Origin of the sequence: Brevibacterium sp. LE-L, from assembly GCF_050214925.1 — a bacterium.
Taxonomy (GTDB): domain Bacteria; phylum Actinomycetota; class Actinomycetes; order Actinomycetales; family Brevibacteriaceae; genus Brevibacterium.
In genome coordinates this window covers 2,645,473-2,663,803 of the sequence record NZ_CP189759.1, presented here as the reverse complement: position 1 = coordinate 2,663,803, position 18,331 = coordinate 2,645,473, and the positions used below count along the sequence as shown (strand labels likewise).

Annotated in this window: 19 protein-coding genes; 18 read left to right on the top strand and 1 reads right to left on the bottom strand. The window is 64.0% G+C overall.

Annotation, left to right across the window (positions count from 1 at the left end):
- Positions 1-2: 2 nt before the first annotated feature.
- From thrC to murA, 18 genes are all read left to right on the top strand, one after another.
- Positions 3-1,088 carry a threonine synthase gene (thrC, locus tag ACQE2J_RS12040; protein ID WP_135538655.1) on the top strand — a complete coding sequence of 362 codons (1,086 nt, stop codon included), beginning with the start codon at positions 3-5 and terminating at the stop codon, positions 1,086-1,088.
- A 2-nt stretch (positions 1,089-1,090) separates the two neighbouring features.
- Positions 1,091-1,993, top strand: a complete 903-nt coding sequence (thrB, locus tag ACQE2J_RS12035; RefSeq protein WP_135538653.1) for a homoserine kinase — start codon at positions 1,091-1,093, stop codon at positions 1,991-1,993.
- A gap of 224 nt (positions 1,994-2,217) precedes the next feature.
- Positions 2,218-4,287 (top strand): transcription termination factor Rho, encoded by a 2,070-nt coding sequence (gene rho / locus ACQE2J_RS12030; RefSeq protein ID WP_135538651.1) that lies wholly within the window; start codon positions 2,218-2,220, stop codon positions 4,285-4,287.
- Position 4,288: 1 nt separating this feature from the next.
- Entirely contained in the window at positions 4,289-5,365 is a 1,077-nt protein-coding gene (prfA, locus tag ACQE2J_RS12025) for a peptide chain release factor 1 (RefSeq protein WP_425119533.1), read from the top strand.
- 25 nt (positions 5,366-5,390) lie between these two features.
- Positions 5,391-6,272, top strand: coding sequence for a peptide chain release factor N(5)-glutamine methyltransferase (gene prmC, locus ACQE2J_RS12020; protein ID WP_426936390.1), 882 nt, complete (start codon positions 5,391-5,393; stop codon positions 6,270-6,272).
- A gap of 76 nt (positions 6,273-6,348) precedes the next feature.
- Positions 6,349-6,999 carry an L-threonylcarbamoyladenylate synthase gene (locus tag ACQE2J_RS12015; protein WP_426936389.1) on the top strand — a complete coding sequence of 217 codons (651 nt, stop codon included), beginning with the start codon at positions 6,349-6,351 and terminating at the stop codon, positions 6,997-6,999.
- Positions 7,000-8,109 (top strand): MraY family glycosyltransferase, encoded by a 1,110-nt coding sequence (locus ACQE2J_RS12010; RefSeq protein WP_135538643.1) that lies wholly within the window; start codon positions 7,000-7,002, stop codon positions 8,107-8,109.
- Positions 8,106-8,552, top strand: a complete 447-nt coding sequence (locus ACQE2J_RS12005) for a hypothetical protein (protein ID WP_135538641.1) — start codon at positions 8,106-8,108, stop codon at positions 8,550-8,552. The genes ACQE2J_RS12010 and ACQE2J_RS12005 overlap by 4 nt, the downstream gene beginning before the upstream one ends.
- Before the next feature lie 287 nt (positions 8,553-8,839).
- On the top strand, positions 8,840-9,652 hold the full coding sequence (gene atpB, locus ACQE2J_RS12000; protein WP_240689662.1) for a F0F1 ATP synthase subunit A: 813 nt from the start codon (positions 8,840-8,842) through the stop codon (positions 9,650-9,652).
- An 80-nt stretch (positions 9,653-9,732) separates the two neighbouring features.
- Positions 9,733-9,960: a F0F1 ATP synthase subunit C gene (atpE, locus tag ACQE2J_RS11995; protein WP_062861556.1), complete on the top strand. Its 228-nt coding sequence runs from the start codon at positions 9,733-9,735 to the stop codon at positions 9,958-9,960.
- An 11-nt stretch (positions 9,961-9,971) separates the two neighbouring features.
- Positions 9,972-10,523 (top strand): F0F1 ATP synthase subunit B, encoded by a 552-nt coding sequence (locus ACQE2J_RS11990; protein WP_135538639.1) that lies wholly within the window; start codon positions 9,972-9,974, stop codon positions 10,521-10,523.
- The gene (locus ACQE2J_RS11985; protein ID WP_135538637.1) at positions 10,523-11,329 is read left to right on the top strand and encodes a F0F1 ATP synthase subunit delta; all 807 of its coding nucleotides are present in this window, start codon (positions 10,523-10,525) and stop codon (positions 11,327-11,329) included. The genes ACQE2J_RS11990 and ACQE2J_RS11985 overlap by 1 nt, the downstream gene beginning before the upstream one ends.
- Before the next feature lie 81 nt (positions 11,330-11,410).
- Entirely contained in the window at positions 11,411-13,045 is a 1,635-nt protein-coding gene (gene atpA, locus ACQE2J_RS11980) for a F0F1 ATP synthase subunit alpha (protein ID WP_426936388.1), read from the top strand.
- Between the two features lie 31 nt (positions 13,046-13,076).
- The gene (locus ACQE2J_RS11975; RefSeq protein ID WP_135538634.1) at positions 13,077-14,009 is read left to right on the top strand and encodes a F0F1 ATP synthase subunit gamma; all 933 of its coding nucleotides are present in this window, start codon (positions 13,077-13,079) and stop codon (positions 14,007-14,009) included.
- Positions 14,010-14,035: 26 nt separating this feature from the next.
- Positions 14,036-15,484 carry a F0F1 ATP synthase subunit beta gene (gene atpD / locus ACQE2J_RS11970; protein ID WP_135538632.1) on the top strand — a complete coding sequence of 483 codons (1,449 nt, stop codon included), beginning with the start codon at positions 14,036-14,038 and terminating at the stop codon, positions 15,482-15,484.
- Between the two features lie 3 nt (positions 15,485-15,487).
- Positions 15,488-15,748 (top strand): F0F1 ATP synthase subunit epsilon, encoded by a 261-nt coding sequence (locus tag ACQE2J_RS11965; protein ID WP_135538630.1) that lies wholly within the window; start codon positions 15,488-15,490, stop codon positions 15,746-15,748.
- 22 nt (positions 15,749-15,770) lie between these two features.
- Positions 15,771-16,238, top strand: a complete 468-nt coding sequence (locus tag ACQE2J_RS11960) for a DUF2550 domain-containing protein (protein WP_135538628.1) — start codon at positions 15,771-15,773, stop codon at positions 16,236-16,238.
- A complete protein-coding gene (gene murA, locus ACQE2J_RS11955; protein ID WP_135538626.1) occupies positions 16,238-17,551 on the top strand; it encodes a UDP-N-acetylglucosamine 1-carboxyvinyltransferase in 1,314 nt (437 codons plus the stop codon). Before ACQE2J_RS11960 ends, murA begins: the two co-directional genes overlap by 1 nt.
- Before the next feature lie 72 nt (positions 17,552-17,623).
- On the opposite strand, the gene nucS is transcribed toward murA, so the two are convergent.
- A complete protein-coding gene (gene nucS, locus ACQE2J_RS11950) occupies positions 17,624-18,319 on the bottom strand; it encodes an endonuclease NucS (protein WP_135538624.1) in 696 nt (231 codons plus the stop codon).
- Between the last annotated feature and the right edge of the window lie 12 nt (positions 18,320-18,331).

Below are 18,331 nucleotides of genomic sequence, written 5' to 3'. Positions count from 1 at the left end.
CAATGAACTACCCCAGACACCAGTGGCAGGGCGTCGTCGAGGAGTACCGCAGTCTCCTCGACATCTCTGCGGACACTCCGGCGGTCACCCTCGGCGAAGGCGGCACTCCGCTGATCAAGGCGGACAAACTCAGCGCACGCACCGGCGCTCAGGTGTGGGTGAAGTACGAGGGTCTCAACCCGACCGCGTCCTTCAAGGATCGCGGCATGACGATGGCGATCACGAAGGCCGTCGCCCACGGGGCGAAGGCCGTCATCTGCGCGTCGACGGGCAACACCTCGGCCTCGGCGGCCGCCTACGCCACGAAGGCCGGTCTGACCTGCGCCGTGCTCGTGCCCACCGGCAAGATCGCCCCGGGCAAAATGAGCCAGGCCATCGCCCATGGTGCAACGCTCCTCGAGGTCGACGGCAACTTCGATGACTGCCTGACGCTGTGCCGCAAACTCTCCGAGTCCTACCCGGTCCACCTCGTCAACTCGGTCAACCCCGACCGCATCGAGGGCCAGAAGACCGCGGCGTTCGAGGTCGTCGACGTCCTCGGCGATGCCCCCGACATCCACGTCCTGCCAGTCGGAAACGCCGGCAACATCACCGCGTACTGGAAGGGCTACACCGAATACCGGCAGCACGGCATCGCCGAACGTCTGCCGCAGATGTGGGGCTTCCAAGCCGCCGGCGCCGCTCCTCTGGTGCTGGGCCACCCGGTCGACGAACCGGATACCATCGCCACGGCGATCCGCATCGGCAACCCGGCGAGCTGGAACCAAGCAACGACGGCTCGTGACGACTCCGGCGGCTTCATCGATTCGGTCACCGACGACGAGATCCTCGCAGCGCACCGATTCCTCTCCAGCGAAGAGGGCATCTTCGTCGAACCCGGATCGGCCGCCTCGGTGGCGGGTCTGCTCAAGTCGGCCGAGGCCGGAAAGGTTCCCGCCGACGCGACGATCGCGGTGACCGTGACCGGGCACGGTCTCAAGGATCCTTCCTGGGCCCTGCACACCGCAGACGGCTCCGAGATCGAAACCAGTCGGGTCTCCGTCGACGCCGTCAGCGCCGCCCGCGCGCTCGGCCTCGAGGACAGCTGAGCGTGCGGCTGCGACTCGAGGTCCCGGCCACCTCGGCGAACCTGGGGCCCGGCTACGATTCCTTCGGCCTGGCCCTGAACATCGTCGACACGCTCACCCTGACCGTCCACGACGCCCCCGTCGACCCGGCCACCTGCGTCGAGGTCGCAGGGGAGGGCGCCGAGGTGCTGCCGCGCGACCGCTCGCATCTGATCATGCGCATCATCGGCGAGGTCCTCGCCGCGGAGTTCCCCGGCGCAGAGACGGGCTTGGCCGAACGACTGAGTCTGCACTGCATCAACCGGATCCCGCATTCGCGCGGGCTCGGCTCCTCGGCCGCGGCCGTGGTCGCCGGGATCGGTCTGGCCGTTGAACTCGGCCGCGAGTACACCGGGATCGAGCTCTCCCGCGAACGGGTCCTCGAACTCGCCACCGCGGTCGAGGGGCACCCGGACAATGCCGCTCCCGCGATCTTCGGCGGGCTCACCGTATCCCTTTCCGACCCGGTCCTGTCCTGGCAGGTGCCGGTGCGCACGCTCGATGAGGTCACGGTGCTCATCCCGGCGGTCCGTTTGGACACCGACGTCGCCCGAGGGCTCATCCCCGCCGCCATCGATCATGCGATCGCGGCGGAGAATTCGGCCCGGGCAGGACTGCTCGTCCACGGTCTGGTCTCCGATGCCTCGGTCCTGTTCGAAGCCACTCGCGACCAGCTGCATCAGGAATTCCGCCGCAGCGCCTACCCGGAATCCATGGCACTCGTCGATTCGCTCAGGACGCAGGGGCTGCCGACCGTGATCTCCGGTGCCGGCCCGACGGTGCTCGTCCTCGCCGAGGCGGTGCCCGAGTCCGCGGTGCCCGCCGATGTCATTGCGATGCGCACCGCGATTGACCTCGAGGGATACCGAGTGAGCCGAGAAAATTGACGAAACGATTCGCAAGATCGGCTCCGAACAAGTAGACTGTGGGTGTTCCGACAGTGCACGGCTTCCTGCTGTTCTTCACAGGTTCGCCGCCGATGTCATATATTCTGGAACATCTCCTGCTCATTCTTTAGCAGGTTTTCTTTCACAACGCACCGTCAATGGTGTTTCCGTCGCCGTGAGCAAACGGCACATGCCGCACGGCCGAAAGAGGGAGAAGGACCTTCGTGTCTGAAACCACCACTCAGGATTCCACGCCCCGTACCGGCAGCCTCACAGCGCTGCGGTTGCCTCAGCTTCAGGAAATGGCAGCCGGCCTGGGAATCAAGGGTTACCGTCGTCTTCGCAAGAGCGAATTGATCGACGCCATCAACAGCCATTCAAGCGGATCTTCGGAGACGAAGGCCGCTTCTGTCGAGAAGAAGCCCGCCGCCGAGGAATCGCGCAGCAAGGCCCCGAAGTCGGAGGCGAAGCAGGACGAACCGAAACAGGAGGCGACGGGTCGTCGCTCCTCGCGTCGGGCCGCCGCTCCGTCGGCCGAGGAAGCTCCGGCACTCATCGTCGAACCGAAGTCCGATGCTTCTGCGCAGTCCGATGACTCCGCACAGGCCGATGAGTCTGCCGAGCACTCCGGCGGCCAATCGTCGGACGACGGCGATCAGGAACGTCAGCGTTCCCGTCGCAGCCGCAGCCGGTCGCGCAGCGGCGAGAGCCAGAACGACGACCAGGATCAGGGTTCCGACGAGTCCTCCGGTCGCGGCGGTCGCAGTGACCGCGGCTCGGATCGTGAAGGACGCGGCGGACGGGACAACGACCGTCGCAGCCGAAACAGCGACCGATCCGACGACGACCGCGGCGGCAATGACCGCGGCGGCAACGACCGCAACGGCGGAAACGACCGTGGCGGCAACGACCGCGGACACCGCAATGACCGTGGCGGCAACGACCGCAACGGCGGAAACGACCGGGACAGCCGCAATGATCGGGACAACCGCAACGGCGGAAACGATCGCGACAACCGCAACGATCGCCGCAACCGGAACAATGACGACGACGATCGCGGCAACCGTCGCGGACGCGGTCGGGACCGGAAGCGCCGCGGTCGCGGCAACGATGAGCCGGACATCCGCCACGATGATGTGCTCATCCCCGTCGGCGGCATCCTCGACGTCCACGACAACTACGCCTTCCTCCGCACCTCCGGTTACCTGCCGGGGCCGAACGACGTCTATGTCTCGGCCTCGATGGTGCGCAAGAACGGCCTGCGCAAGGGCGATGCCGTGGCCGGAGCGATCCGCCAGCCGCGCGAGAACGAACAGCGCAACAGCAAGCGTGAGAAGTTCGATGCACTCGTCCGCCTCGACTCCGTCAACGGACTGACCGTCGACGATGCGCGCTCCCGGGTGGAGTTCTCGAAGCTGACGCCGCTCTACCCGCAGGATCGTCTGCGCCTCGAAACCACCTCGAAGCTGCACTCGACTCGACTCATCGACCTCATCACCCCGATCGGCAAGGGCCAGCGCGGTCTCATCGTCGCGCCTCCGAAGGCGGGCAAGACGACGATCATGCAGCAGATCGCGAATGCGATCACGGAGAACAACCCCGAAGCGCACCTCATGGTCGTCCTCGTCGACGAACGCCCCGAGGAAGTCACCGATATGCAGCGAGCGGTCAAGGGTGAGGTCATCGCCTCGACCTTCGACCGTCCTGCCGATGATCACACGACGATTGCCGAACTCGCCATCGAACGCGCCAAGCGCCTCGTGGAGATGGGCTCCGATGTCGTCATCCTCCTCGACAACATCACTCGCCTGGGACGTGCCTACAACATCGCCCAGCCCGCTTCGGGCCGCATCCTCTCCGGCGGTGTCGACGCCAACGCGCTCTACCCGCCGAAGAAGTTCTTCGGCGCAGCGCGCAACATCGAAGGCGGCGGTTCGCTGACCATCCTCGCCACCGCCCTCGTCGAGACCGGCTCGAAGATGGACGAAGTGATCTTCGAGGAGTTCAAGGGCACCGGAAACATGGAGCTGCGCCTGAGCCGTCAGCTCGCCGACAAGCGGATCTTCCCGGCCATCGACGTCAACTCGTCGAGCACCCGCCGCGAAGAGATGCTCATGACCAAGGAAGAGACCAAGGTCATGTGGCAGCTGCGCCGACTCCTCTCGGGACTCGAACAGCAGCAGGCAGTCGAACTGCTCATGTCCAAGCTCAAGGAAACCGGTTCGAACGTCGAGTTCCTCATGCAGGTGCAGAAGACGACACCCCTGCCGAAGTCCTCGACCGACAACAGCTGAGATGGCCGACGACACCCTCACGGCCAGCGTCAGCGCACTGCTCGATGAGCATGCGCGGGTGCAGGAGGAACTCTCCGACCCCGCCGTGCATGCTGACGCCGGCCGGGCGAAGAAGCTGACCAGGCGGTACGCGGAACTCGAAAGAGTCGCCGCGGCCGCCCGGCGCTTCGCCCAACTCGAGGCCGACCACGCCGCAGCCGTGGAACTGGCCGAAGATGATGATGATTTCGCCGCGGAAGCCAAACGTCTGTCCGTGGAGATGGAGAACGTCGAGGGTGAGCTCAAAGACCTCCTCGTGCCCAGGGACCCCGATGACGCACGCGAAGCGATCATCGAGATCAAAGCGGGGGAGGGCGGCGACGAATCCGCACTCTTCGCCGCAGATCTGCTGCGCATGTATCAGCGGTGGATCGATTCGCGCGGCTGGTCGAGCCAGATCCTCGATGCCACGCACTCCGACCTCGGCGGATACAAGGACGTCAGCATGGCCGTCAAAGCGAAGGACGAAGGTGCCTACGGCTGGTTGAAGTTCGAAGGCGGAGTCCACCGCGTCCAACGCGTGCCCGTCACCGAGTCCCAGGGCCGCATCCACACCTCAGCCGCCGGAGTGCTCGTCTTCCCCGAAGTCGACGAGCCCGAAGAGATCCAGCTGGACGAACACGATCTGCGCATCGACGTCTACCGGTCCTCGGGACCGGGCGGTCAGTCCGTGAACACCACTGACTCGGCCGTGCGCATCACCCACCTGCCCACCGGCATCACCGCGAGCTGTCAGAACGAGAAGTCGCAGCTGCAGAACAAGGATGCGGCCATGCGCATGCTCCGGGCTCGGATCCTGGCCAAACAGGCCGAGGAAGCCGCCGCTGAAGCCGCCGACATCCGCCGCTCCCAGGTCCGCACCGTCGACCGATCCGAACGGATCCGCACCTATAACTTCCCGGAGAACCGGATCACCGACCACCGCACCGGGTACAAGGCCTACAACCTCGACCAGGTGCTCGGCGGAGACCTCGACCCCGTCATCGGCTCCTGCCGCGAAGCGGACAAGGCCGCACGCCTGGACGCACTGGGAGACTGAGCTGGACACCGTCACACCCGCACGCGTGAGCGACGTCCTGCGCGGCGGCATCGCCCTCTTCTCCGAGGCGGGAATCGCCACCCCCGAGGCAGACGCCGTCGAGCTGCTCGCTCACGCCTGGCACATCGACCGAACCGTGCTCGGCCGTCGTCGGCTCTTCGACGACATCGTCCCCGCAGAGACGACTGCGGAATTCGCACGACTGTGCGAACTGCGACGGCAGCGGATCCCGCTGCAGCATCTCACCGGCATCGCCCACTTCCGCCACCTCGAACTGCGGGTGGGCCCCGGGGTGTTCGTCCCCAGACCGGAAACCGAACTGCTCGCCGGAGCGGTGCTCGCCGAACTCGCGGAGCTGAGCGGAGAACGGCCCCCGTTCGTCATCGACCTGTGTTCGGGTTCGGGCGCGATCACTCTGTCCGTGGCGACCGAACACAACGGCGCCGTTGTGATCGGTGTCGAACGCGAAGCCGACGCCCTCGACTGGGCACGGACGAACCTCGATCACACCCGCCTCGGCGATTCGAGTGTCGAATTCGTCCACGCGGATGCGACGACACTCACACACGGGCGTCCGGAACTGCTCGGGCGGGCCGATGTCGTGGTGACGAATCCTCCCTATGTTCCGAACGCAGCGATTCCCCGCGATCCCGAGGTTGCCGGTCACGATCCCGCCGCCGCGCTCTACGGGGGTGAGGACGGGTTGGAAACGCCTGCGCTCATCATCGCCCAGGCTCTGCAGCTCCTCCGGCCCGGCGGACTCTTCCTCATGGAACACAGCGAAGAACAGGGCCCCGGCGTCCGCGAGCTGCTTGCGGCGACGGCCAGCCTGACAGCTGCCGTCACTCACCAGGACTACACTGGACGCGACCGCTATACGGTGGCACGCCGGCAGACGGAGGAATGACTGATGACGATGCGGCACCACCGCTGAAACGCAGAGTCATCGAAGCCACAGCCCAGAGATTCGAAACGGAGAACTCGTGTCGAGACGATTCGACGTCACCCAAGCCGACATCCGCGACCTCGTGTTCGACGAGTGCGCACGCGTCGTCGACACCGGCAACCTGCTCGTCATCCCGACCGACACCGTCTACGGGATCGCCGCCGATGCCTTCAGCGCCGCGGCCGTGGCGGCGCTGCTGGCGGCGAAGGGGCGCGGACGGGACATGCCTCCACCGGTGCTCGTCCCACGGTCGGAGACCATCTTCGGACTCGTCGACGGAGTCGATGAGAGGCTTCTGGCACTCACGGCCCGTTTCTGGCCGGGTCCGCTGACGATCATCGCCAACGCACAGCCCTCTCTGGACTGGGATCTCGGTGACACGCACGGAACCGTGGCCGTGCGCATGCCTGATGACGAATACGCTCTGGCACTGCTGGGCCGCACCGGACCGCTCGCGGTTTCGAGTGCGAACATCTCCGGACGTCCCGCGGCGACCACTGCAGATGAGGCCCAGGAGATGCTCGGCGAAGACGTCGATATCTACGTCGACGGGGGAACCCGCGAATCGCTGATGTCCTCGACCATCGTCGACCTCAGCGGCGACGTGCCGCGCATCCTCCGGCGCGGACCCATCGGCGCGGAAGAGCTGCGCGAGATCGTCACCGAACTCATCGACCTGGACGGCTGAGTGCGCGCTTACCTCGTCATCCTCATCGTCTCCGCCCTGGTGGCGTACCTCTTGACCCCGATGGTCAAGCGGGTCGCCGAACGCGGGCGGATCTTCTCACCCCTGCGGGATCGCGACGTGCATTCGGTGCCGACGCCGAGGCTGGGGGGAGTGGCGATGTTCGGCGGACTGCTGGCGGGGCTCGTATTCGCCTCCCAGATGCCGTTCCTGCAGCGCATCTTCGTCGAGATGGGACCGATCATCGGTGTTGCCGGAGCCGCGGGCCTGCTGTGCCTGCTGGGAGTCATCGACGATATCTGGGACCTGCATTGGATGGCGAAGCTCGCCGGGCAGGCTCTGGCTGCCGGCTTCATGGCGATCAAGGGCGTTGCCCTGCTCTCGATTCCCTTCGGCGGAGTCATCATCGGTTCTCCGCGCATGTCGATCATCATCACCGTGCTCGTCGTCCTCGTCACGATCAACGCAGTGAATTTCGTCGACGGGCTCGACGGACTCGCCGCTGGGGTCGTCGCCATCGGCGGCAGCGCGTTCTTCATCTACTCCTATTGGCTGGCCCGCGACGCCTCCCCGGAGTCCTACGCGAACCTCGCCTCGCTCATCATCGCGATCCTCGTGGGAACGTGCCTCGGCTTCCTGCCGCATAACTTCAACCCGGCCAGAATCTTCATGGGCGACTCCGGTTCGATGCTCATCGGGCTTCTGCTCGCCGCTTCGACGATTCGCGTGACCGGACAGGTCGATCCTGCACTCATCGGACAGGAGCGTGCCTTCGCGACGTTCATGCCGATCATCCTGCCCATCGCTGTGATGTTCCTGCCGCTGCTCGATCTCGCCCTGGCTGTCGTCCGGCGGCTGCGGGCAGGGCAGTCGCCGTTCTCCGCCGACGCCAAGCACCTCCACCATCGGATGCTGCGGCTCGGCCATTCGCACGCCCGAGCGGTTCTCATCCTCTACACCTGGACGGCGCTCATCGCGTTCGGATCCGTGCTGCTGCTCTTCCGGAGCTGGCTGTTCGTCCTCGGCATCGTCGGAGGGCTGTTCGCCGTGACCCTGGTCTTCACCTTCTACCCCCTGCGTATGCGTCAGAAAGCCAGAGAGGAAATCTCGTGACAGATCCGACCTCACGACCAGAAACCGAAGTCGAAGCCGCCTGGACCCGGGTCTGGAGGACGCTGCTCATCCGCGGCATCATCCTCGTCCTCGTTGTCGCGGCGCTGGGCATGGGCATCGGGTGGCTGGTGTCGGGCTCCACCGGACTCCTCGGCGGAGCCGTCGGCGGGGGATTGGCCGCCGTGTTCATCATCGTCACTCTGGTCATCATGTACCTCGGACGGAACATGGGACTGACGACAATCGCCGGGCTCCTCGGCGTCGGGTTCCTGTTCAAGGCCTTCATCTTCATGATCGTCATCTGGCGGATCAAGGACGCGACGTGGCTCGACGGCACGGTCGCCTTCTTCACCATCGTCGTCGCGGTCCTCTCCACCTCGATCGTCGAGGCGCTCACGGTCGTCAAAGGGCGAGTTCCGTACGTCGATCCCGATGCCGGATAGCCCGCCGCACAACGCAGATGACGACGGTGCGCACCTGTGCCGAAAGGTGCTCGGTCTCCGTGCCGCGGGTCGGGATCCCCGGTGAATGACGTGTTGAGCGCAATCGCTGACAGAAATTGCACAGACAAGCCTGATGAATTTGTCGGTGACTCTCTACAATTGGTAGAGTAGACCCGGTGCTAGGGCGTATCTGCGCCCTCTGTCGCTCCTGAACCTCACGCCGTGCTGTAAGCGCACGGCCAAGGCCAGGCCATCAGGGCCCTTGACCATGGGAGAGAATTTACAACGTGGGAACTCTTAACGCCGCGAACACAATGATCAATGCTGCAGAAGGTGGCTACCACGCTCCTTCGATGTCGGAGTTCTTCCCGGCATCGTTCCTCTTCGAGGGCACTCCATTCGAGATGAACCGAGTGATGCTCATCCGCCTCCTGGCGACGATCGCCGTCGTCATCATCCTCGCGGTGTGGGCCAAGCGCATGAAGCTCGTCCCCAGTCGTTTCCAGTCGACCTTGGAACTGGCCATGGAATTCGTCACTGTCGGCATCGCCGAAGACACGATGGGCAAGGAGAGAGCGAAGAAGTTCATGCCGCTCATCGTGGCTCTCTTCTTCGGAATCCTGTTCTGGAACGTCACGAAGCTCATTCCGTTCCTCAACATGCCGGGTACCGGTGTCATCGGTCTGCCCCTCGTGGCCACCCTCGCTGTCTACGTCACCTATCACTGGGCCGGCATTGCACAGAAGGGCTTCGGCCGCTACCTCAAGGACGCTCTCGTCCTGCCCGGTGTTCCGCCGGCCATGCACATCCTGCTCATTCCGATCGAATTCATCACGAAGTTCGTGACGCAGCCGTTCACACTGGCAATCCGACTCTTCGCAAACATGATGGTCGGCCACCTGCTGCTGGTCCTCTGCTTCTCGGCCACGAGCTTCTTCCTCTTCGATGCCTCGAACGGCTTCCAGTTCTTCTCGATCCTGACTTTCGCCGGAGGAATGTTCGTCTTCCTCCTCGAAATGCTGGTCGTGGTCCTGCAGGCGTACATCTTCGCCCTGCTCGCCTGCGTCTACATCAATTCGGCTGTCTCGGAAGAACACTGAGTCAGCTCCCAAGATCCGTAACTCACGAGTTGCACGGTCGGGCCAACCACCCGACTCCATTATGAAAGGAATAGCATCCTATGGATATGCTCGCCGAAGTGACAGGTAGCGTTTCGACGATCGGTTACGGCCTCGCCGCAATCGGCCCCGGTGTCGGTCTCGGCATCGTCATCGGAAAGACCATCGAAGGAACCGCACGTCAGCCCGAGATGGCCGGCGCCCTGCGCGGAAACATGTTCCTGGGCATCGCTCTGATCGAGGCTCTGGCCCTCATCGGCATCGCGACCCCGTTCTTCCTTAATCAGTGAGGCACTGAGATATGACTCCGGTAACCATCGTCGCCTCCGCGGAGAACCCGCTTCTCCCGGGCCTGTACGACATCGTCTGGAGTGCCGTCTGCCTGCTGATCGTCTTCCTGGTTGTCTGGAAGTACGTCCTCCCGGCCTTCAACAAGACCCTCGACGAGCGCGCTGCGCGCATCCAGGGCGGAATTGAGAAGGCCGAGAAGGTGCAGGCCGAAGCCGATCAGGCTCTGGCCGAGTATCAGAAGCAGCTCGCCGACGGTCGTGCAGAAGCTGCACGGCTGCGCGCCGAAGCTCAGGAAGAAGGCGCTCAGATCATCGCCGAGATGAAGGCGCAGGCTCACTCCGAGGCTGACCGCATCATCGCATCGGCTCAGAATCAGATCGACGCCGAACGTCAGTCCGCCATGGTGCAGCTGCGTTCGGAAGTCGGTTCACTGGCCACGGATCTGGCTTCTCGCATCGTCGGCGAATCCCTCACCGATGACCAGCGTTCAGCCAATGTGGTCGATCGCTTCATCTCCGATCTCGAGTCCGAATCGTCCGCGCAGCCGGTCAAGGGGGCGTGATGCTCCAGTCGAGCAGATTGTCCCTGCAGGCCGTCCTCGAGACCGCGAACTCCGAGATCTCCGGGGGAGACCCGCGTGAGATCGGCGAGGGCACTCTGGCTGTGGTCGGAGTTCTCGCCGAGAACGTCACGCTGCGCAAAGCCTTGGCGGATTCGTCCGAATCGGCCGAGAGGAAGCAGCAGCTGCTGCGGACTCTGTTCTCGACTCGGATCACGGATGCGGTTCTGCGGATCAGCGATGAGGCCGTCGGCCGTCGTTGGGCGCGGACCCAGGACCTGGTCACCAGCCTGGAGGTCGCCGGAGTCACGGCGATCGCCGCTGCCGCACAAGCCGGCGGACAGCTCGGCCAGGTCGAAGAGGAGATCTTCCGCTTCGCGCGTCTGCTGGAATCCGACCACGAGCTGTCTCGGGCGCTCGATTCGCAGGCCGATGGGCAGAGCAAACTGACTCTCGTCTCCGACCTGCTGTCGGGTAAGGCTCAGCCTGACACCATCACATTGGTCGGGCAGGTCGCGCTGCACCCGCGTGGGCTGCGCGTGGCGAAGGCTCTCGACCAGTACAGCGACATCCTCGCAGCCAGGCAGCAGCGTTCGGTTGCGGACGTAACCGTGGCCAAGCCGCTGAACGAGTCCCAGACCGAACGGCTGCGGGCAGCTCTGTCAGCCAGCTACGGCCGCGAACTCGTCCTCAATATCCAGGTCGATCCCAAGGTCATCGGGGGAGTCCGGGTGCAGGTCGGCGACGAGATGATGAACTCGACCGTGGCCGATCGACTGGCCGATGTGCAGCGCAAGCTCGCAGGTTGACACTAGGGGCCGGCTTTTCCGGCATAGGCGGCCCACCGGTCGTCGGACGCAAGATTTGAGAAAAGGAAGCAGGGAAACCAGATGGCGGAACTGACAATTCGCCCGGAAGAGATCCGGGACGCTCTCGGGAAGTTCGTTGATTCGTACAACCCCGAGAGCTCGGAAAAGGCCGAGGTCGGCAAGGTCGTCACCGCTGGTGACGGCATCGCCCACGTCTCGGGTCTGCCCGGCACCATGGCCAATGAGCTCCTGCGGTTCGAAGATGGAACCCTGGGCCTGGCACAGAACCTCGACGAGCGTGAGATCGGCGTCGTCATCCTCGGTGAATTCTCCGGAGTCGCCGAGGGACAGGACGTCTACCGCACCGGAGAGGTCCTCTCCATCCCCGTCGGCGATGGCTACCTCGGTCGCGTTGTCGATCCGCTGGGTCGTCCCGTGGACGGCCTCGGCGACATCGAGACCGTCGGTCGTCGTGAGCTCGAGCTCCAGGCCGCAGGTGTGATGGATCGGCAGGAGGTGCGCGAGCCTCTCCAGACCGGGTATAAGAGCATCGACGCGATGATCCCCGTCGGCCGTGGTCAGCGTCAGCTGGTCATCGGCGACCGCAAGACCGGTAAGACCGCGCTGGCGATCGACACCATCATCAACCAGAAGGCCAACTGGGCGACCGGCGACCCGAAGCAGCAGGTGCGCTGCATCTACGTGGCCGTGGGCCAGAAGGGCTCGACCATCGCCGGTGTCCGCCGGTCGCTGGAAGAGGCCGGTGCTCTCGAGTACACGACCATCGTGTCCTCGCCCGCTTCGGACCCCGCCGGCTACAAATACCTGGCTCCCTACTCCGGTTCGGCCATCGGCCAGCACTGGATGTATGACGGCAAGCATGTCCTCATCGTGTTCGATGACCTGTCGAAGCAGGCCGAAGCCTACCGCGCCGTGTCGCTGCTGCTGCGTCGTCCGCCGGGCCGTGAAGCCTACCCGGGCGACGTGTTCTACCTGCACTCGCGTCTGCTCGAGCGCTGTGCGAAGCTCTCCGATGAACTCGGCGGCGGTTCGATGACCGGTCTGCCGATCATCGAGACGAAGGCCAATGACGTCGGTGCCTTCATTCCGACGAACGTCATCTCGATCACGGACGGCCAGATCTTCCTGCAGTCCGACCTCTTCAACGCCGGTCAGCGTCCTGCTGTCGACGTCGGTGTGTCCGTGTCGCGAGTCGGTGGTGCCGCTCAGACGAAGGCTCTCAAGGGAGTCTCGGGCACGCTGAAGATCTCGCTGGCTCAGTACCGTTCGCTCGAGGCCTTCGCGATGTTCGCCTCCGACCTCGATGATGCCACGAAGCGCGATCTGGCCCGTGGCGCTCGACTGACCGAACTGCTCAAACAGGGTCAGTACACTCCGATGCCGTTCGAGAAGCAGACCGTGTCGATCTTCGCCGGTACCAACGGCTACCTCGACGAGATCCCGGTCGACGACGTTCTGCGCTTCGAATCCGAACTGCACGACCACATCGAACGCAAGACGGGCATCTTCACGACCATTCGTGAGACCCTCAAGCTCGATGACGACACCGCCGAAGAGCTCAAGAATGTGCTCGCCGAGTTCTCGCAGAACTTCGCCAGCTCGGATCAGGGTGGGTCGAAGGCCGGCAGTGAAGACAGCGCCACGGCCTCCTCTGACGAGGTCGAGCAGGAGCAGATCGTTCGGCAGAAGCGTTGAACCTGTTCCGTAACGGCGAAAGGAAGAACTGATGGGAGCCCAGCAGAGGGTCTTCAAACAGAAGATCCGCTCGACTCAGTCCTTGAGGAAGATCTTCAAGGCGATGGAGCTCATCGCTGCGTCGCGGATTCAGAAGGCTATTGCCCGCTCGCAGGCCGCCAGCCCGTACGCGAACGCCCTGACCAGGGCCGTCTCGGCGGTGGCCAGCGAGTCGAACGTCGACCACGTTCTCACCACCGAGTCGGACAACGTCAAGCGGGCCGCTGTGCTCGTGATGGGGCCCGACCGCGGATTCGCCGGCGCCTACTCGGCGAACCTGCTGCGCGAAGCCGAAGAACTCATTCGGCTTCTGCGTAACGAGGGCAAGGACGTGCAGCTGTTCACGGTCGGAGGCAAGGCCAAGAACTACTACACTTTCCGCGATCGCAAGATCGAGAAGTCCTGGACAGGCATCTCCGAGAACCCGACGGCGGAGAACGCCCGGGAGATCGGCGAAGCTCTGTTGGAGAACTTCGATCCTGAGTCTGCGGAGTCGGGTGTGGATGAGATCTACATCGTCTTTACGAAGTTCGTATCCAGTGTCACGCACGATCCGGAATACCGGAGGCTGCTGCCGCTGGAGGTCGTCGATGCCGATGAGGCGTCGACGGGCGGACAGTCCGCCGGTTCATCCGATGCGCCCGCGTTCCCTCTCTACGAGTTCGAACCGAGCGCGGAGGCTGTGCTCGACGCCCTGTTGCCGCGATACATCGATTCGCGCATTCTGTCGGCTCTGCTGAGCGCATCGGCATCCGAGCAGGCCTCGCGACAGGCGGCGATGAAGACAGCCACGGACAACGCGGATGATCTCATCAAGACCTACACCCGGTTGGCCAACACGGCTCGCCAGGCGGAAATCACCCAGGAACTCACCGAGATCGTCGGTGGGGCGGATGCCCTCGCGGCATCGGCAGCCGGCGACTGACCGGCGAGAGCAGAGAGAAAGAGACCATGACTGCCACAGCAACGGAAACCTCTCCGGCACAGGGCACTGCCCTCGGCCGGATTTCCCGAGTCATCGGCCCGGTTGTCGACATCGAGTTCCCGCTCGACTCCGTGCCCGAGATCTACAATGCACTGACCACGACAGTGGATCTGTCCGAAGGAACCAGGAAGCTGACCTTCGAGGTCGGACTGCACCTGGGCAACGGACTCGTCCGCGCCGTGTCGCTGCAGCCGACCGACGGCCTCGTCCGCGGCCAGGAAGTCGTCGACTCCGGTGCGCCGATTTCGGTGCCCGTCGGCGACGTCACCAAGCACCACGTGTGGAACACCACCGGTGACTGCCTCAACCTCGCCGATGGCGAGGAGCTGGAGATCTCCGAGCGGTGGCCCATCCACCGTTCTGCGCCGGCGTTCGATGAGCTCGAATCCAAGACCGAGATCCTCGAAGTCGGCATCAAGAGCATCGACCTGCTGACCCCCTATGTCCAGGGTGGAAAGATCGGTCTGTTCGGTGGTGCCGGTGTCGGCAAGACCGTCCTCATCCAGGAAATGATCTTCCGTATCGCGCACAACCACTCGGGCACCTCGGTGTTCGCCGGCGTGGGCGAGCGGACTCGTGAGGGCAACGACCTCATCATGGAGATGGACGAGGCCGGAGTCTTCAAGGACACCGCCCTCGTGTTCGGCCAGATGGACGAGCCGCCAGGCACCCGTCTGCGTGTGGCGCTGTCGGCGCTGACCATGGCGGAGTACTTCCGCGATGTGCAGAACCAGGACGTGCTGCTGTTCATCGACAACATCTTCCGCTTCACCCAGGCCGGTTCCGAGGTCTCGACCCTGCTGGGTCGTATGCCCTCCGCCGTGGGCTACCAGCCCAACCTGGCTGACGAGATGGGTCTGCTCCAGGAGCGCATCACCTCGACGCGTGGTCACTCGATCACGTCGATGCAGGCGATCTACGTTCCGGCCGATGACTACACCGACCCGGCTCCGGCGACGACCTTCGCACACCTCGATGCGACGACCGAGCTCAGCCGTGACATCGCTTCGCGCGGTCTGTACCCGGCTATCGACCCGCTGGCCTCGTCCTCGCGGATCCTCGATCCGCTGGTCGTCGGTGACGAGCACTACCGTGTGGCCAACGAGGTCAAGGCGATCCTGCAGAAGAACAAGGAGCTGCAGGACATCATCGCCATCCTCGGCGTCGACGAACTCGGTGAAGAGGACAAGCTCGTCGTCCACCGTGCCCGTCGCATCGAGCAGTTCCTCTCGCAGAACACCTACACCGCGGAGAAGTTCACGCAGGTTCCCGGTTCGACCGTGCCGCTGACCGACACGATCGAAGGCTTCGCGAAGATCTGCTCCGGCGAGGTCGACCACATCCCGGAACAGGCATTCTTCAACGTCGGTGGCCTTGACGATGTCATGCGCAACTACGAAGAGATGCAGAAGTAAGCCATGGCGACACTTGAAGTCAATGTCGTGGCTGCCGATCGCGAGGTATGGGTCGGTGAGGCCAAGCGCGTCATCGCCCGTACCCTCGACGGCGAGATCGGCATCCTGCCGGGCCACGAGCCCGTGCTGGGGGTCGTCGCCGACGGCGAAACGCGGATTCTCACGCCCGGAGAGGACACCATCAGGGTCAAAGCCGATGGTGGTTTCCTCTCGGTGGAGAACAACCGCGTGATCATTGCCGCTGATCAGGCCGAACTTCTCTGATCCGCAGGTTACACTGGCAACCGTGAACCCTTCTGTCCTGCTGATCGTTCTGCTCTCGTTGGTAGGACTTGCGCTTGCTCTCATCGTCGTTGTGACGATTCGACGCAGGTCGATCTCGAAGCTCTCGGGCGCCTTTGACTGCTCCATCAACGTGGGCGAGGAGTATTCTTCTCGCCCACGTTGGCGTTTGGGCGTGGCCGTGTTCTCGGTCGCCTCCTTGGACTGGTACCCGGTCTTCGCCCTGACCAGGCGAGCAGCATTCAGGCTGCCGCGTGCCGACCTCGATATCTTGGTCCGCCGCAAACCCACATCGGGCGAACAGTATTCGGTGCTGCCCGACGCCGTCGTCGTCGACTGCTCCTACGGCAAAGCGGATGGTCGTCCGCGCTCGGTGTCTCTGGCGATGGATACCGAATCACTGTCGACGATGGCCTCATGGCTGGAATCCTCGCCTCCCGGCTTCAACCCGACGATGGGACGTTTCACCTGATGGATGTCTTCCGTTTGACCGGCCCGGCGCGACTGGACGGTGTCATCGACGTTCGAGGCGCGAAGAACAGCGTCCTCAAACTCATGGCTGCGAGCCTGCTGGCTGTGGGGCGCACGACGATCACGAATGTCCCTGCGATCCTCGATGTCAGGATCATGGTCGAACTCCTCGTCCGCCTCGGCTGCGATGTCGACTACGATTCCGAAGACGGAGTCGTCAGCATCGATGTCCCCGCAGCAGTCGGAATCCAAGCTGACTACGAACTCGTCCGCGCGATGCGCGCCTCCATCTCGGTCCTCGGACCGCTCACCGCTCGTATGCGCGCCGCTCATGTCGCTCTTCCCGGCGGTGACGCCATCGGCTCCCGCGGGCTCGATATGCATCAAGCCGGCCTCGAAGCCCTCGGGGCCCTCGTCCATCTCGATCACGGATACTTCGTCGCAGAGGCTCCCTCCGGGCTCAAAGGCACCGAGATCGTCCTCGAATTCCCTTCCGTCGGCGCCACCGAGAACCTCGTCATGGCAGCCACCCTCGCTGAGGGAGCGACGACGATCTCAAACGCCGCTCGCGAACCGGAGATCGTCGATATCTGCACCATGCTCGTGAAGATGGGTGCACAGATCGAGGGCATCGGCACCTCAGAACTGACCATCAGCGGTGTCGAGTCCCTCCGGCCCGTGACCCACCGGACTGTGGGCGATCGCATCGTCGCGGGCACCTTCGCCTTCGGCGCCGCGCTCAGCGGCGGTGACGTCACCGTCCGCGGCATCGGGCTCGACCTCATGCCGAACATCGGATTGAAGCTGCAGGATTCCGGAGCCACGGTCGAAGAACTCTCGAATATCACTCTCGGCGATGGAACGACCGGTGCCGGTTTCCGTGTCATCGGTGCTCCTCGGCCGCACCCGATCCGGGTGGCAACGATGCCGTTCCCGGGATTCCCGACCGATCTGCAGCCCTTCGTCATCGCTTTGAACTCGGTCTCCGACGGCGTGGGACTGCTCTCGGAGAACCTGTTCGAGGCGAGATGGCGGTTCGTCCAGGAGATCGCCCGCCTCGGTGCGAAAGTGCGCATCGACGGTAACCACGCGCTCGTCACGGGCAGCGACAGCCTCTCGGGGGCGGAAGTCGAGGCCTCGGACATCCGTGCCGGTGCCGGTCTGGTGATGGCCGCGCTGCGAGCCGGCGGAGTGACGGAGGTGTCGGGAATCGACCATATCGAACGCGGTTACGAGAACTTCGTGACCAACCTGCGCAGCCTCGGCGTCGACATCGAACGCGTTGAGAAACGCGACGTGCTCAACTTCGAATAGACGTCGGGCCACTGCCCGAATCGCCGACTGGCGATCCACGAGGCTTCGCAATGATGAGTGGGTGTCTGTGCCTCAGAACAGCCGAGAATCGGGATCATCCATCCCGCGCAGTGCATCATAGTCGAGGACGACGCAGCGGATGCCGCGGTCTTCGGCGAGCGTGCGGGCCTGCGGCTTGATCTCCTGCGCCGCGAAGACCCCCTGGACCGGGCTGAGAAGCGGGTCACGGTTCATCAGCTCGAGGTAGCGGGTGAGCTGTTCGACGCCGTCGATGTCACCACGACGCTTGATTTCGACTGCGACTGACTGGTGGCCGGGATCCCGCGCGAGGATGTCGACGGGTCCGATCGCCGTCATGTATTCGCGTCGAACCAGACTGTAGCCCTCGCCGAGGGTGTCGATGTGCTCGGCGAGCAGCTCCTGCAGATGCGCTTCGACTCCGTCTTTGACCAGCCCCGGATCGACCCCGAACTCGTAGCTGTCATCGTTGATGATCTTCGCGATGGAGATGACCAGACGATCGCCGGTCTTCGTCTGGGAGACCTCCCACAATTCGGTCAGACCCGCTTCTGCCTGCTCGGCATCAGGCTCGAGATGCCTGATCGTGCATGGGGGAGTCATCCAGTTCAGCGGTTTATAGGATCCGCCGTCGGAGTGGATGAGGATGGACCCGTCCGATTTGAGCATGATGAGGCGGGTGGCCATCGGCAGGTGGGCGGTCAGACGACCGGCATAATCAACAGAGCATTCGGCAATGACAAGACGCACGCGCAACAGCCT